Origin of the sequence: Polaribacter sp. Z022 (assembly GCF_023555495.1) — a bacterium.
GTDB lineage: Bacteria > Bacteroidota > Bacteroidia > Flavobacteriales > Flavobacteriaceae > Polaribacter.
Genome location: NZ_JALCZO010000001.1, coordinates 456,271 through 470,988, shown reverse-complemented (window position 1 = coordinate 470,988; position 14,718 = coordinate 456,271). Strand labels below are relative to the sequence as shown.

General features: G+C 26.1%; 16 protein-coding genes. 7 read left to right on the top strand and 9 right to left on the bottom strand.

Annotated features, from left to right (window positions below):
- Window positions 1-283: 283 nt before the first annotated feature.
- A complete protein-coding gene (locus MPF13_RS02115; RefSeq protein WP_249980660.1) occupies window positions 284-550 on the top strand; it encodes a hypothetical protein in 267 nt (88 codons plus the stop codon).
- Window position 551: 1 nt separating this feature from the next.
- Here MPF13_RS02115 and MPF13_RS02110 read toward each other — a convergent pair whose 3' ends face one another.
- The 4 genes from MPF13_RS02110 to MPF13_RS02095 all read right to left on the bottom strand — a co-directional run bounded on the left by MPF13_RS02110 (window position 552) and on the right by MPF13_RS02095 (window position 4,920).
- Entirely contained in the window at window positions 552-1,118 is a 567-nt protein-coding gene (locus tag MPF13_RS02110; RefSeq protein WP_249980659.1) for a pseudouridine synthase, read from the bottom strand.
- 5 nt (window positions 1,119-1,123) lie between these two features.
- Window positions 1,124-3,151 carry a T9SS type B sorting domain-containing protein gene (locus MPF13_RS15635; protein WP_249980658.1) on the bottom strand — a complete coding sequence of 676 codons (2,028 nt, stop codon included), beginning with the start codon at window positions 3,149-3,151 and terminating at the stop codon, window positions 1,124-1,126.
- Between the two features lie 159 nt (window positions 3,152-3,310).
- The gene (locus MPF13_RS02100) at window positions 3,311-4,105 is read right to left on the bottom strand and encodes a serine aminopeptidase domain-containing protein (protein WP_249980657.1); all 795 of its coding nucleotides are present in this window, start codon (window positions 4,103-4,105) and stop codon (window positions 3,311-3,313) included.
- A 23-nt stretch (window positions 4,106-4,128) separates the two neighbouring features.
- Window positions 4,129-4,920: an aldose 1-epimerase gene (locus MPF13_RS02095; protein ID WP_249980656.1), complete on the bottom strand. Its 792-nt coding sequence runs from the start codon at window positions 4,918-4,920 to the stop codon at window positions 4,129-4,131.
- Between the two features lie 113 nt (window positions 4,921-5,033).
- Between MPF13_RS02095 and recA the strand changes: the two genes are divergently transcribed.
- Window positions 5,034-6,041, top strand: a complete 1,008-nt coding sequence (recA, locus tag MPF13_RS02090; RefSeq protein WP_249980655.1) for a recombinase RecA — start codon at window positions 5,034-5,036, stop codon at window positions 6,039-6,041.
- Between the two features lie 152 nt (window positions 6,042-6,193).
- Complete coding sequence (locus MPF13_RS02085) at window positions 6,194-6,733, top strand: GNAT family N-acetyltransferase (RefSeq protein WP_249980654.1); 540 nt, start codon at window positions 6,194-6,196, stop codon at window positions 6,731-6,733.
- Here MPF13_RS02085 and MPF13_RS02080 read toward each other — a convergent pair.
- The 4 genes from MPF13_RS02080 to MPF13_RS02065 are packed head-to-tail and all read right to left on the bottom strand — an operon-like array spanning window position 6,726 to window position 8,623.
- On the bottom strand, window positions 6,726-6,875 hold the full coding sequence (locus tag MPF13_RS02080) for a PspC domain-containing protein (RefSeq protein WP_249980653.1): 150 nt from the start codon (window positions 6,873-6,875) through the stop codon (window positions 6,726-6,728). The genes MPF13_RS02085 and MPF13_RS02080 overlap by 8 nt on opposite strands.
- Window positions 6,876-6,928: 53 nt before the next feature.
- Window positions 6,929-7,309, bottom strand: coding sequence for a hypothetical protein (locus MPF13_RS02075; RefSeq protein ID WP_249980652.1), 381 nt, complete (start codon window positions 7,307-7,309; stop codon window positions 6,929-6,931).
- Between the two features lie 5 nt (window positions 7,310-7,314).
- Entirely contained in the window at window positions 7,315-7,746 is a 432-nt protein-coding gene (gene dut, locus MPF13_RS02070) for a dUTP diphosphatase (protein WP_249980651.1), read from the bottom strand.
- 1 nt (window position 7,747) lies between these two features.
- Window positions 7,748-8,623, bottom strand: coding sequence for an alpha/beta hydrolase (locus MPF13_RS02065; protein ID WP_249980650.1), 876 nt, complete (start codon window positions 8,621-8,623; stop codon window positions 7,748-7,750).
- A 93-nt stretch (window positions 8,624-8,716) separates the two neighbouring features.
- Between MPF13_RS02065 and MPF13_RS02060 the strand changes: the two genes are divergently transcribed.
- The 4 genes from MPF13_RS02060 to MPF13_RS02045 are packed head-to-tail and all read left to right on the top strand — an operon-like array spanning window position 8,717 to window position 13,083.
- Window positions 8,717-9,712: an NAD(P)H-dependent glycerol-3-phosphate dehydrogenase gene (locus MPF13_RS02060; protein WP_249980649.1), complete on the top strand. Its 996-nt coding sequence runs from the start codon at window positions 8,717-8,719 to the stop codon at window positions 9,710-9,712.
- A 43-nt stretch (window positions 9,713-9,755) separates the two neighbouring features.
- A complete protein-coding gene (locus MPF13_RS02055) occupies window positions 9,756-10,415 on the top strand; it encodes a hypothetical protein (protein ID WP_249980648.1) in 660 nt (219 codons plus the stop codon).
- A gap of 3 nt (window positions 10,416-10,418) precedes the next feature.
- Window positions 10,419-11,687: an MFS transporter gene (locus MPF13_RS02050; RefSeq protein ID WP_249980647.1), complete on the top strand. Its 1,269-nt coding sequence runs from the start codon at window positions 10,419-10,421 to the stop codon at window positions 11,685-11,687.
- Window positions 11,688-11,736: 49 nt separating this feature from the next.
- Complete coding sequence (locus MPF13_RS02045) at window positions 11,737-13,083, top strand: Kelch repeat-containing protein (RefSeq protein ID WP_249980646.1); 1,347 nt, start codon at window positions 11,737-11,739, stop codon at window positions 13,081-13,083.
- On the opposite strand, the gene MPF13_RS02040 is transcribed toward MPF13_RS02045, so the two are convergent.
- Entirely contained in the window at window positions 13,070-14,716 is a 1,647-nt protein-coding gene (locus MPF13_RS02040) for a glycerol-3-phosphate dehydrogenase/oxidase (RefSeq protein WP_249980645.1), read from the bottom strand. The genes MPF13_RS02045 and MPF13_RS02040 overlap by 14 nt on opposite strands.
- Between the last annotated feature and the right edge of the window lie 2 nt (window positions 14,717-14,718).

Below are 14,718 nucleotides of genomic sequence, written 5' to 3'. Positions count from 1 at the left end.
TTCATTAATTTATAAGCTAAGTATCCAAAACCAACTACAAAATGTAAAATAATTACTGCAGCTACTATATATAAAGTTGTATTAGAATTGTCCATAAAGCAAAATTAAAAAGAATCAAAATTTAATTTTGTGATAAATGTTACATTCACTATAAATATTAAAAGTAATCCTTTATAAAAAATATATTATATTGGTTAACTATTTAATAATTATGTATCTAAAAATATATTTTTAGATATTTTGCTATTTGAAAAAGAAAAAAAATAATTAAAAATTTAAAAAAATGGCAAAAAGTTTATCTAACATCAAATTAGAAATTAAAGAATATGTGAATAATTCTAATACTTCTGAATTAGAGGTTTTAGAAAAATTAAAAGCATTTTACTTTAATAAAAAAGTAAATAAAAATTTAAAATTATATAAAAAAGGGAAGAAAAAAGTAAGTGATATTACTAAAGATTTAAAAATTTCTCCTAGAAAATTTTATGCAATTTTAAAAGCTAAAGATATTAAGCATATAAAAAGTAAATACAATTTAAAAGAAAAATAAATTACATTAAAGTAGTAACTTCTTTTACTTCACTAACTTCTAAATTATCTAATTTAATTTCTCCAATTCTAACACGTATTAAACGTAAAGTTGGAAAACCCACAGCAGCAGTCATTTTTCTAACTTGTCTAAATTTACCTTCTCTAATTATAATAGAAACCCAACTAGTTGGTCCATGTCTTTCGTCTCTAATTTTCTGACTTCTTAAAGGAAATTTAGGATCGTTTATTAAAAAGGCTTTTCCTGGTTTTGTGGTATATTTTTTTCCATTAAAACCAATTTCTACACCTGTTTTTAATTTTTCTACAGCTTCTTTAGTTATAATTCCATCTACTTGTACATAATATTCTTTCTCATATTTTTGAGATCTAATTTCTGCAGAAACTTTACCATCTGTTGTTAATAAAAGTAAACCTTCAGAAGCTACATCTAAACGTCCTATAGCCATAGTTTTATCAGGAAAATTGTATAAATCTCCTAATAATTTTTTTTTACGCTTTGCAGGATTTACAAATTGAGAAATCATACCCCAAGGTTTGTGAATAATAAAATGACGATGTTTACTCATTACCATTATTTTAATAAAGAAAAGTAGCCTCTTTGTTGTGTTCCATCTTTTAAATTTATCAAATACCAATAAGAATTTGATATTGATAATTTTCCATTACTATATCCATTCCAACCTATATTTATATTTGGTTTTGCTATTAAATTACCATACCTATTATAGATAAAAATTTCATTAATTTGATAGTTATCTTTTATTACCCAATAGTCATTAATTCCATCATTATTAGGAGTAAAATAATTTGGAATATCTAATTTTATAATAATATTTATTTTAAAACTAGTTTCATTAAAACAGTTTGTATTAGAAGAATCTTCATTATAAATAAAAACTGTTTGTGAAGTAGTTATAAGATCACCAACGTTTAATTGTGTTCCATTTTTATTAGATTCTGTATAATAATTACCATTTGTTAAACTTGGTAATCTATAACTATTAATTTCTGTAATATCACTTAAATTATCTACTAAAGGTGTTTGTGTAATATTTATTTTAAAACTGGTTTCATTAAAACAAGTTGTATTAGTAGAGTCTTCATTGTAAATAAAAATAGTTTGAGATGATGTTATAATATCACCAACGTTTAGTTTTGTACCATTTTTATTAGATTGTGTATAATAATTACCATTTATTAAATTAGGTAATTCAAAATTATCACATTCATTAACATCATTTAAACTATCTACTAAAGGTTTTTGTGTAATATTTATTATGAAACTAGTTTCATTAAAACATAAACTGTTAGAAGGGTCTTCATTGTAAATAAATATAGTTTGAGATGATGTTATAATATCACCAACGTTTAATTGTGTACCATTTCCATTAGATTGTGTATAATAGTTTCCGTTTACTAAGTTTGGTAATACAAAATTTTCACATTCTGTAATATCACTTAAACTATCTACCAAAGGAGTTTGTGATATTGTTATTATAAAACTAGTTTCATTAAAACATAAACTGTTAGAAGGGTCTTCATTGTAAATAAATATAGTTTGTGATGAAGTTAAAATATCTCCAGCATTTAGTTTTGTACCATTTCCATTAGATTGTGTATAATAATTTCCATTTGTTAAAGTTGGTAGTTCAAAATTATCACATATAGAAACATCATTAAGTATATCTACATTAATATTACAAGTTATTTTAGTACATTCTGTTTCATTTAAGACAAAAGTATTATGTGCATCTTTTTTTATTGCATCCCAAATATCTGTATTAAATCTACTTACATCATCTACAAAAACACATTTTAAATTTGGGTTATTTTCTATATTTAAAAATGATGCTATATGAGTTATTAAATTTGGTTGAGTTCTCAAATCTAATTCATTAATTAAAGTTGATTGAATATTTATGTTATTTAGTTTACCATTAGGTGAAAAAGAAATAGCATTTAATGGATTATTACCACAAGATATATCAAATAAATCTTTATGATTTTTTAAATCTAAGCTTGATATGTTATTATTAAAACAATAAAAATAAATTAATTTTAAATTGTTGTTTATATTTAATTCAGATATATTATTATCAGAAATATTTAAATATACAAGTTCTGGATTATTAGAAATATCGATTTCTTTAAAATTATTATTAGAGATGTCTAACTTTTGTAATTTAATGTTATTAGAAATATCAATTTCGGAAATAGAGTTTTCTCCTATATATAAATTTAAAAGTTCTTTATTGTTTGAAATATCTATGTTTAATAGATTATTTCCACTACAATACAGGTATTTTAAATTTACTAAAGTTTTTAAATTTACCTCAGTTACTTTGCTTAAAGTAAATTCAAATTGTTCTAAGGCTATAAAATCTTGTATCCCAGTTAAATTTGAGACATTTTCAACGTTTAATTTTAAATATTTAATACCATTTATATTGTTTGTAGGTACATAATTATCTAATGGACCAGAGTCATACCCTAATTTAATTAATTGTTGTTCAAAATTATTATCAGGGATGTAAGTGTTTTGAGATATTAAATTTAAGCTAAAAAGAAATAATAAATAGAGGTAATAATGTCTTTTCACAGTTTTATTTCAAAAATACTTTAAATAAAATTACCTTCAAAGTAATATAATTTAAACCATTTAACTTGTAAATTTATTTCCACTTAATGGGGATTTACAAATTGAGAAATCATACCCCAAGGTTTGTGAATAATAAAATGACGATGTTCTACTTTCAATTTATTCAGTTTTTAAAGTAGATAAAAAACTATTAAAAGAAGTCCAATAAGTTTCATTCCCCTCAGTAGTTTTCCAAAGAGCTCTAGAGCCATGTATTCCTTTTACTTTTGGTATAAAATGCGTTAAATAAATAGGGTTTATTTTATTTACTAAAGTAGTTACACTTGCACTTTCACTTTTAGAAGATGTAACAAAAATTGGTTTTTTATAATTACTTATACTTTTATTTATATCTATACTTTTAAAATATTCTCCTGGACTAAAGGCTACAACTGCTTTAACTTTAGAATTATTTACACCTATTAAAAGCGATAAAGAAGCAGAATAAGAGCTACCAACTAACAAAATTTCTCTTCCTCCATTTTGTTCATATAAATAATCTATAGCAGCTTCAATATCTTGTTTAGCATCTAAGTAAGTAATACCTAAACCTTTTGTTTTAGCAGTTATTACAGTTTGGTTATTTATATTATTTACAGTATTTCCAGATCGTTGATCTATTGCTAATACAGAATATCCTAATTTATTTAATTCTATAGCAGAATCTTTATATTCTCCTCTACTATAACCAGCCTGATGACACAATAAAATTGTTATAGGTGTTTCTTTAATTTTATAAATATCTGCTGTAATTGGTAAATTATCTTTAGATGGAAAAGTAATTGTTTCTTTTTCTAAAATTTTCTTTTCTTTTTTTATTATAGTATTTTTTGAAACTATTTTTGTTTTATTAGTAGGTTGGTTTTTACAAGAAAAAAGTAAGATTACACTAAGAATTAAGGTATATTTTATCATTTTATTTAAAATTTTTAATCAAATTATAAAACTTTAATAGCTACAGTAAATATATTTTGTCCTTTAGAAATACTCATATTTTTTTCAGAAAATTTCTGATCTGTATATGAAGTATATTGTGTAATTGGTTCAATACAAAGCATATTATCAACTTCTGTCCAAAGCATAAAATTATGAAAACCTTCTGTGGTTATTTCTAAATTGTTTTTATCAATATTTTTTAAAACAATTTTGTTTGTTCCTAAAACCGGAAAAGCATTAGAACCAGCTTTGTAAACATCTGATAAAGTAATTTTTTCTTTCCCAGATTCTAAAGTTTCTTTACCTGTATCAGATAACATAAATGCAGGATGATAACCTAACATAAAAGGCATTCCTTCTTCAGAATTGATGATAAATTTTATAGTTAAAATATTATTTTCTAAAGTAAAATTCTTTTCAAAAGAAAAATTAAAAGGCCAAAACAAATTTTCTTCAGTAGATTTTACTGGAAATTTACTGTTCTTAACAGCAGTGTTTTTTAGATATTTTTTTATGAATTTAGCCGAATTTTCATCCGAAGAAACTAACGAATAATCAAGTTCACGTAATAAACCATGTTGGTCTAAAATAGCATCTCCATTTTTGGTATGAACTCTAAAATTATTTTTAACAGTTGGACCAATTACAGGAAACATTTCATCGTCAGAATTTCTCCAACCTTTATTTCCTTTTTGATGAATATATTCTTTATCATTTTTAATAAAACTAATTAATTCGCCATTTTCAATTTTAACGAAAGACTCTTTATTTTGTAAATTAATTATAGAATTCATAGATCATGTACTTTGTATAAAAATACTAAAAATTTGACTGTTTTTTGTTAGGAAATTAATCTTATATTTTTGTAACTTGTCGCACTTATTTTAAAAATTTAAAAGCAAGATTTATGGCGAAAGATAAAGAAAAAGCAGCGAAACTTAAAGCACTGCAACTTACTCTAGATAAACTAGATAAAACTTACGGTAAAGGTTCTGTAATGAAATTAGGAGATGTAGTAACAGAAGATATAGATGCTATTTCATCTGGTTCTTTAGGGTTAGATTTGGCTTTAGGTGTTGGTGGTTATCCAAGAGGAAGAGTTATTGAAATTTACGGGCCAGAATCTTCAGGTAAAACTACCTTAACATTACATGCAATTGCAGAAGCCCAAAAAGCGGGTGGTATTGCAGCTTTTATTGATGCAGAACATGCATTCGATAAATTTTATGCAGAAAATTTAGGTATAGATGTAGATAACTTAATTATTTCTCAACCAGATCATGGTGAGCAAGCGTTAGAAATAGCAGACAATTTAATTAGATCTGGAGCAATAGATATTGTTGTTATTGATTCTGTTGCAGCATTAACTCCAAAATCTGAAATTGAAGGAGAAATGGGAGATTCTAAAATGGGTCTTCATGCACGTTTAATGTCGCAAGCTTTACGAAAGTTAACAGGTACAATTTCTAAAACTAATTGTACTGTTATTTTTATTAACCAATTAAGAGAAAAAATTGGTGTAATGTTTGGTAACCCAGAAACAACAACTGGTGGTAATGCATTAAAGTTTTATGCTTCTGTACGTTTAGATATTAGAAGAAGAACGCAAATTAAAGACGGAGATAGAGTTATTGGAAACTCAACCAAAGTTAAAATTGTAAAAAATAAAGTTGCACCTCCTTTTCAAATTGCAGAATTTGATATTATGTACGGACAAGGAATATCTAAAGTTGGAGAAATTTTAGATATAGGTGTAGAATTAGGTATTGTAAAGAAAAGTGGTTCTTGGTTTAGTTATGGTGAAACAAAACTAGGTCAGGGTAGAGATGCTGTTAAAGGATTAATAAAAGACAATCCTGAATTAGCAGAAGAACTAGAAGGAAAAATTAAAGTTGCTATTGAAAATCAAGAATAAGTACTTAAAGTTCTAACTATTATTATTAACTGCTATAGAAATAATCAATCTATAGCAGTTTTTTTTTATCAATAAAATACCACAGACTTTTTTTTATTGTATAATACTTCTGTTTTTTTTACAAAACCAACCAACTTTAATAGTTTTGATATATGATTAATATTACGCAACAAATTGTTTTACAAAACATTAACAAACAAAATTATACAGATTTGTTTGCTTTAATGAAAGAAATTTATCCTTTAGCTTACAGTCATTTTTGGAAAGATAAAGGAGATTGGTATATTAATTCTCAATATTCTAAAGACCATATTTTAAAAGAATTATCTCAAGAAAATGCAGATTATTATTTTGTAATATATAATGATGAAATTATAGGAAATTTAAGAATTATTTGGGATGAAAAACTAGAAGGTTTAGCAGATAAAAAACAAGTAAAATTACATAGAATTTATTTGCATCAAAAAACACAAGGTAAAGGAATAGGAAAAAATATTCTTTTATGGTTAGAAAAAGAAGCTATTAAAAAAGAATATGAAATTATATGGTTAGATACTATGGATGAGCAACCACAAGCTTTTTTATTTTATAAAAAACAAGGGTTTAAGTATTATTCTCATACTTTCTTACCTTATAATTTATTGTTTGATAAAGTAAGAAAGATGAGTCAGGTTTATAAAAGGATTACTTAGAAAGTAATTTTATAATCCATAAAATAAGGTATAATCCAATACCAAAACCAGCTAGTAATACAGCTACTACAAAACCAATTCTAATAAATTTTGCTTCAACATTTATTTTTGTACTTAACCAATCAGAAACTCCTAAAATCATAATTTTTGTTTTTTAATTAAAAAACAAAAATATTGAAGGACTAAAAAAAGAAATTATTTTTTCGGTGAAAGTTTACTTTTAAACGGTGGAATTTCTATTAGCAATCGTTCTATTTCGTTAACAATTTCTAATCTGTTTTTAGATTTAAATTCAAAATATAAATTTTCCCAATCTCCTTCATAGATTTTATTACCTTTTTTATTTATTACTTCAGTTAAATTTATAACTCTTAAATAAAAATGGCCATTCAAATCATTTTCAGGTCTAAAATCTAAATTTATAGCTCTCATTAAAGCATAATTAGTTAAATGTAAAAGAGAGCTAGAATCTAAATAAACCATAGTTTCTTTAGAAGGATCTACTTCATAAAAAAGATTCCATTCTACATGCCAACTAGCAGAAATTCTTAAAGCTTGTAATTTAGGTTCTTCCATTTTATTTATACACCTGTGCTTCCAAAACCTCCAGCACCACGTTCTGTTTCACTTAACACTTCAACTTCTTTCCAAACAGCTCTTTCATGTTTAGCAATAACTAATTGTGCAATTCTTTCTCCATCATTTATAACAAAATCTTCATTAGATAGGTTTACTAAAATTACTCCAATTTCTCCTCTATAATCTGCATCTACAGTTCCTGGAGAGTTTAAAACAGTAATTCCTTTTTTAGCAGCCAAACCACTTCTTGGTCTAACTTGAGCTTCAAAACCAACAGGCAAAGCAATAAATAAACCTGTTTTTACAATAGCTCTTTCTAAAGGTTTAAGTGTTATTGCTTCATTAATATTTGCTCTTAAATCCATTCCTGCTGCTCCTTCTGTTTCGTAACTTGGAGTTGCGTGTTTAGATTTGTTAATTATTTGTACGTTCATTTTATAAATTATATAAGTAAGTTATTGTGTCTAAAAATTCTGCATTCCAAAAAGTCTCATTATGTTGTCCTTTAGGAACAATTTTAGTTTTTAAATTTTTTATAGGAAAACCAGTTTTAATTAATAATTTTTCCATTTTTTGAGTATCAGGTAACATTGTATAACCTTCATCACCACCAATTAATAAATAGAGTTTTATTTTCTTTTGATTTCCATTTTCTTTTGCAAAATTATTTACTTTTTTAGAAAACCAAAAAGAGGTAGAAAGCGCCCCTATTTTACCAAAAATATCAGGATATTTAAGTCCACCATAAAAAGAAATTAAGCCTCCTAAAGAACTACCAACAATAGCAGTATGTTTTGCTTTTGTTTTTGTTCTGAAATTTTTATCTATATAAGGTTTTAATTCTTTTACTAAGAAATCTATGTAAATTGCTCCTTTACCTCCTCCATATTTTGGATGTGTCCAAGGTGTATATTCTTCAATTCTTTTATCACCTCCATTTTCAACTCCCACTACAATAAAACCTTTACCTGTATTTTTATAAAGTTGATTTAATGTTTCATCTACACCCCATTCTTTTCCATAAGCAGCTGTAGTTACATCAAATAAATTTTGGGCATCATGCATATAAATAACAGGGTACTTTTTTGAAGTAGAATGGTAGTTTGGAGGTAAATACACCCAAACTTTATGAGCTATATTGTTTAAACCTTCAACTATAAATTCCTTTTTTAAAATAGAAACATTTGCAGATTTTGTAGAATTATTATTTTCAGTTTTTAACAACTGTTTTTCTACTTTAACTGGTGCTATCTTACAAGATATTATTAAGAAAAAACCACATAAAAATAATAATATTTTGTTCTTTGTCATGAGAATTGAATTATCACAAATATAATAATTAGCAAAGCATTCATCAATAGATACTAATTTTATTACTTTTGATTTTATAAAAATAATTTTTTAATGAGTGAACAAAAGAAAATAGCAGTTTTAGGTGGAGGAAGTTGGGCAACTGCCATTGTTAAAATGTTATCAGAAAATAAAGATACAATTGGTTGGTACATGAGAAATGAACAAGCAATTGAACATATAAAAGAAAATGATCACAATCCAAACTATTTACAATCTGCAGATGTTTATGCACATCAGTTAGATTTGTCTAGTGATATTAATTATACAATAGATAATTACGATGTATTAATTTTTGCAATACCTTCTGCTTTTTTAACTAGCGAATTAAAAAAGTTAACTACTTCTTTAGAAAATAAAATTATTTTTTCTGCAATTAAAGGTATAGTACCAGAAACAGGTTTAATTATTGGCGAACATTTTAATAAAGAATACAATATTCCTTTAAATAATATTGGTGTAATTACTGGTCCTTGTCATGCAGAAGAAGTTGCAATGGAACGTTTATCTTATTTAACAATTGCATGTCAAGATGAAGAAAAGGCAATATGTATTAGCAATGCTTTAAAAAGTTGGTATATAAAAACTAAAATTTCTGATGATATTATTGGAACAGAATATGCTGCAATGTTAAAAAATATTTATGCTGTTGCTGCAGGTATTGCTCATGGTTTAGGTTATGGAGATAATTTTCAGGCTGTTTTAATGAGTAATGCTATTAGAGAAATGAAACGCTTTATTAAAAAAGTACATAAAATGAAACGTAACATTAATAACTCTGCTTATTTAGGAGATTTGTTAGTTACAGGTTACTCTATATTTAGTAGAAATAGACAGTTTGGAAACATGGTAGGTAAAGGATATACAGTAAAATCTGCTCAAATGGAAATGAGTATGATTGCTGAAGGTTTTTACGCAACAAAAAGCGCCTTTAAAATGAAAGAAGAAAATGAAGCAAAAACACCTATTATAGATACTGTTTATAATATTTTATATAATCATAAAAACCCTAAAAAAGAATTTAAAAAATTGACAGATAATTTAGATTAATTGTTTAAATTTGAACATTCGTATAAATTTTTAAACATTAGTTATGAAAACAATACAAGAAGTAGTAGAAAGTACAATTAGAAAAACACCTTTTATTGAAGAAGCTTTAAATGAAAAATTAATAAATGTTTCTTCTTTAGCTAGAATTATTTTACCAGAAGTCTCTACAATTTTAAAGAAAGATGTTAAGGTGGGTGCAGTAATGATGGCTATTAACAGACTTTCACCTGCAAGTGAATTACGCATAAGAAAGAACATTAAAAAACTAGCTTTAGATTTAGGTGATGTTATTGTACGTTCTGATTTGTGCGACTTTACTTTTAAAAATACTCCTTCTTTATTAAAAGAAATTGCAAAAATTCTTACAAAATCTGCCGAAAATTCTGATTACTTTTTAACGGTTTCTCAAGGTATTTTTGAAACAAATATTGTTACAAGTAAAAACTTACAACCTTTTGTTCAAGAAATATTTGAAAAAGAAATTTTAACACATAGTATGTTAGAATTAGCTTCTATTACAATAAAATTACCTGTAGAAAATTTAGAACAATCTGGTGTTTATTATTTTATATTAAAGCAATTAGCTTGGGCAGATATTCCTTTACAAGAAATTATTTCTACTACTAACGAAATGACTATTGTTGTAAAAGAAGAAGATATTAATCAAACATTTGCTATTTTAATGGATATGAAATTAAGCTAACTAATGGCTAAAAACGATCCTTATGCAGCATTAAGAATAAAAGAATTTAATATTTTTTTATTTGTAAGGTTTCTACTTGTTTTTGGTTGGTCTATGCAATTTATTGTTATAGAATGGCAAGTATATTCTATAACAAAAGATCCACTTTCTTTAGGAATAATTGGTTTAATGGAAATTATTCCAGCATTTTCTATGGCTTTATTTGCAGGCCATATTGTAGATCAAAACGAAAAAAGGAATTTATTAGCCATTTGTACTGCAGCATTTTCTTTAATAAGTTTAGGGTTATTTCTTTTAACATCTAAAAGTATTGTTGCTAACTGGTCTACAAATGCTATTTTATATTCTATTTATGCTTTGGTCTTTTTTGGTGGATTTTTAAGATCATTTTTTGGTCCTACAATTTTTTCTTTAGTTGCTTTATTGGTTCCTAAAAAAATATATCATAATGCTGCAACTTGGAGCACCAGTACATGGAAAACAGCCTCTGTTTCTGGAGCTTTGTTTGGAGGGTTTTTTATAAGTTGGATTGGTGTAGATAAAACATTATCGCTCGTTTTTATTTTAGTAATTCTTTCATTAATTGTTCTTTTTCAAATTAAAAAGAAACCAATTTTAAATAAAAAGATTGGAGAACCTATGATGGATAGTTTAAAAACAGGAGTAAAATTTGTATTTCAAAACAAAGCTATTTTAGGTGTTTTATCTTTAGATATGATAGCAGTATTATTTGGAGGTACTGTAGCAATTTTATCGGTTTTTGCACAAGATGTTTTAAAAGTTGGTCCAGAAGGATTTGGTATTTTAAATGCTTCAATTTCTATGGGAAGTATTGTAACTATGTTTTTAACAACTTATATTCCTATCAATAGAAATACAGGTAAAAAAATGCTGGTTTCTGTCTTTATTTTTGGGTTAAGTATTATTGGTTTTGGATTATCTTCTATTTTTTGGGTTAGTATATTAGCTTTATTTATTAGTGGTGCTGCAGATGGAATTTCTATGGTAATTCGTCAAACAATTTTACAATTAAAAACACCAGATGATATGAGAGGTAGAGTTTCTTCTGTAAATTCTATGTTTGTAGGTTCTTCTAACGAACTTGGTGCTTTTGAAAGTGGATTAGCAGCAAAAATATTAGGACCAGTAATGGCCGTAGTTTTTGGAGGAACCATGACTTTAATTACAGTTGTTGCAACTGGAGCTTTAAACCCTACTTTAAGAGAACTAGATTTAACAGAAGATATTGAAGCCAACGAAAAGGAAGAATAATATTTCTAAAAGAGGTATAGTTTTTGATGTAAAAAAGAAAAATAATATTATGAAAAATCAAATTATACTTTTATTTATTTTCTTTACTTCAATTACTTTTTCGCAAAAAATTACAGGGAAAATTTTAGATTCTGAAACGAAAGAACCTATAGAAAGAGCTCATGTTTTTTTCATTAATAAAACCATTTACACAAACTCTAAAGGTGAGTTTTCTTTCAATTTAAAAAATGAGAATATTATATCATTTTCTGTTTCTCACTTAAAATATGAAACTCAAAAAATAAATTTTACTTTAAATAAAACACCACTAGTTATTTATCTTCATGAAAAACAAGAAACACTAGATGGCATAAAAATTAGCACCAATAAAAAATATAAAAGTGCAATAGAATTTAAAAAATTGCAAGATTTACCAAAAGCGGTCTATTCTTTTGCTTCAGTTTTAAATAATAATAAAATATATGTTTTTGGAGGTGATGTTTCTAGTAAACAAGAAAAAAATAAAGAAGGGTTAGAAGCTGTTCAATTTAGTAATGAACTTGAAATTATGAGGTTTTTACAAAAGCCAAAACCTATTAGTTTTAACAATTATATAGGAGATATACAATTCTATAATATTTCTGATAAAAAATGGAATCTTAGTAAAGATAAAGTAATTAATAGAGCCAATTATAATGCCATTTCTTATAAAGACACAGTTTTTTTAATTGGAGGGAAACAACTATCTAAAAAGAAATCTAGAGAGTTATTAGTTAATCAAATAGAAGTAGTTTCTTTAAAAGATTTATCTATTAAAAAAGATAAAACAAATCCACACCAAGCAGTAGATTTTGGTACTGTTTTATACGATAATAAAATAATAGTTTTTGGTGGCTCTATAAAAAAGCATAAAAATGGAAATATTGTGTATTCTAATGATATTCATTTTTACGATTTAGAAACAGGTTATTGGTATTTTTTAAGTAAAATGCCAAAAGGAAAAGAAGTAAATGGAATTGTTTTTAAAGATAAATTATACTTTTTTGGAGGGTTCAATAAAAAAGCATTTACAACAATAGAGTCTTTTAATTTAAAGACAGGAAAATGGAAACAAGAAGGAAACCTTTTTAGAGGGATGAAAAAACCTGCTATTACAAAAGATAATGATTTTATTTACCTAAAGGAAGCAGGAAAAATAACAACTTTTGAACCTAAAACAAACCTCTTAAAAGAGTATAAAGTAGATTTAAATTTAAACGAAACTAAAATACATTGTTTTAATGAAACTTTATATGTTGTTGGTGGTTATCATGTAGAAGATTATAGAAAATTTCCATCAAATGGATTTTATTCTATAAACGTTTCAGAATTTGTAAAAACAAAACCCATAAACACAAAAACACTTACTCAAAAGTAGTTGCAACTTTTAAATATTTATCTAATTCTTGTTGTTGTTGTGTAAGGGTAATTTCATTCCAAGAAAATTCTTTTTTAAACAACTCTAAAACCAGTTTTTTATACAAATCTACACTTGGTCTGTCAAAAAACAAACGTCCAGTTCTACGCATAAAAAAGTCTGTTACAGAGCAAGTCATTTCATAATTAATGGTAAACCAAACTTCTGCTTTAATCATTTTTTCTTGCATATTATCGTGCATTAAATCATCAAATTTTTGCAAGATAATATCAGTTTGTTTTCCATAATTATGCACTAAATATTCTGCATCTTTTCTATTGAAATCTACTTCTGAAATTCTATTTTGAATAGCATCAGTATAACTTAAAACTTCTTGATAATTTTTAAAAGTTCCACCAGAAAGAGCAATTTCTTTGGTTTTAATCTCATCAAATTCATGCTCAAATCTACGTTTGTATTTTTTACCAACTAAATCTACAATTCGTTCTGCCATTTTTCTATAACCCGTTAATTTTCCACCAGCAATAGAAATTAATTCAGAATCTGAAACAAAAATTTCATCTTTTCTTGATAATTCTGATGCAGATTTTCCTTCTTCATGAATTAATGGTCTTAATCCTGCCCAGGAAGATTGAATATCATCTAGCGTTAAATGAATTTCTGGAAACATATTATTAACAGCAGAAATTAAATAAGTAGCATCTACTAAATTAGTTTCTACATTGTTTTTATCTTCTTGATAATTGGTATCTGTGGTTCCAAAATAAGTAACTTTTCCACGAGGAATTGCAAACATCATTCTACCATCTGGAATATCAAAATAAACAGATTGTTTAACAGGTAGTTTATCATGAGCAACAACTAAATGTACTCCTTTTGTTAAGTGTAAACGTTTTCCTTGTTTAGAGTGATTTTTCTGACGCAAATTATCTACCCAAGGACCTGTTGCATTCACAACATATTTTGCTTTTATATTAAAAGAATTGTTAGAGATATTGTCTTTTACTTTAGCGCCAACAACTTTATTTTCTTCGTAAATAAAATCGGTAGCCTCAACATAGTTCAACATTTTAGCATCATAGTTTAATGCAGTTTTTAAAACCTCAATAGTTAAACGAGCATCATCTGTTCTATATTCTGCATAATAACCAGCACCATTTAAAATACTTTTTGGTAACAAAGGTTCTTTATCTAAAGCCTCTTCTTTATCTAACATTTTACGTTTGTCTTCACCTTCTACAGAAGCTAAAATATCATATACTTTTAAGCCAATAGAAGTCAACCAAGAACCATAAGTTCCACCTTCTATAAGAGGTAAAATCATTTTCTCTGGAACAACAAGGTGAGGTGCTAAATCGTGGACAATAGCACGTTCTGTACCCACTTCTTTTACCAACCAAAAATCGAATTGTTTTAGATAACGCAATCCTCCATGAATTAGTTTTGTTGATTTACTACTAGTTCCAGAAGCAAAATCGTTTTTTTCTATTAAAGCAACTTTCATTCCACGTGAAGCTGCGTCTAAAGCGATTCCTGCACCTGTAATTCCGCCACCAATAATTAAAACATCAAATTCTGTTTCTTGTAAATTTTTGGTAATATTTTCTCTGTTGAAGTATGAAAAATTGTTCATTT

Coding starts and splice junctions, on each gene's coding strand:
- MPF13_RS02115 (WP_249980660.1), top strand. CDS start 284: ATGGCAAAAAGTTTATCTAACATCAAATTAGAAATTAAAGAATATGTG.
- MPF13_RS02110 (WP_249980659.1), bottom strand. CDS start 1,118: ATGAGTAAACATCGTCATTTTATTATTCACAAACCTTGGGGTATGATT.
- MPF13_RS02100 (WP_249980657.1), bottom strand. CDS start 4,105: ATGATAAAATATACCTTAATTCTTAGTGTAATCTTACTTTTTTCTTGT.
- MPF13_RS02095 (WP_249980656.1), bottom strand. CDS start 4,920: ATGAATTCTATAATTAATTTACAAAATAAAGAGTCTTTCGTTAAAATT.
- recA (WP_249980655.1), top strand. CDS start 5,034: ATGGCGAAAGATAAAGAAAAAGCAGCGAAACTTAAAGCACTGCAACTT.
- MPF13_RS02085 (WP_249980654.1), top strand. CDS start 6,194: ATGATTAATATTACGCAACAAATTGTTTTACAAAACATTAACAAACAA.
- MPF13_RS02080 (WP_249980653.1), bottom strand. CDS start 6,875: ATGATTTTAGGAGTTTCTGATTGGTTAAGTACAAAAATAAATGTTGAA.
- MPF13_RS02075 (WP_249980652.1), bottom strand. CDS start 7,309: ATGGAAGAACCTAAATTACAAGCTTTAAGAATTTCTGCTAGTTGGCAT.
- dut (WP_249980651.1), bottom strand. CDS start 7,746: ATGAACGTACAAATAATTAACAAATCTAAACACGCAACTCCAAGTTAC.
- MPF13_RS02065 (WP_249980650.1), bottom strand. CDS start 8,623: ATGACAAAGAACAAAATATTATTATTTTTATGTGGTTTTTTCTTAATA.
- MPF13_RS02060 (WP_249980649.1), top strand. CDS start 8,717: ATGAGTGAACAAAAGAAAATAGCAGTTTTAGGTGGAGGAAGTTGGGCA.
- MPF13_RS02055 (WP_249980648.1), top strand. CDS start 9,756: ATGAAAACAATACAAGAAGTAGTAGAAAGTACAATTAGAAAAACACCT.
- MPF13_RS02050 (WP_249980647.1), top strand. CDS start 10,419: ATGGCTAAAAACGATCCTTATGCAGCATTAAGAATAAAAGAATTTAAT.
- MPF13_RS02045 (WP_249980646.1), top strand. CDS start 11,737: ATGAAAAATCAAATTATACTTTTATTTATTTTCTTTACTTCAATTACT.
- MPF13_RS02040 (WP_249980645.1), bottom strand. CDS start 14,716: ATGAACAATTTTTCATACTTCAACAGAGAAAATATTACCAAAAATTTA.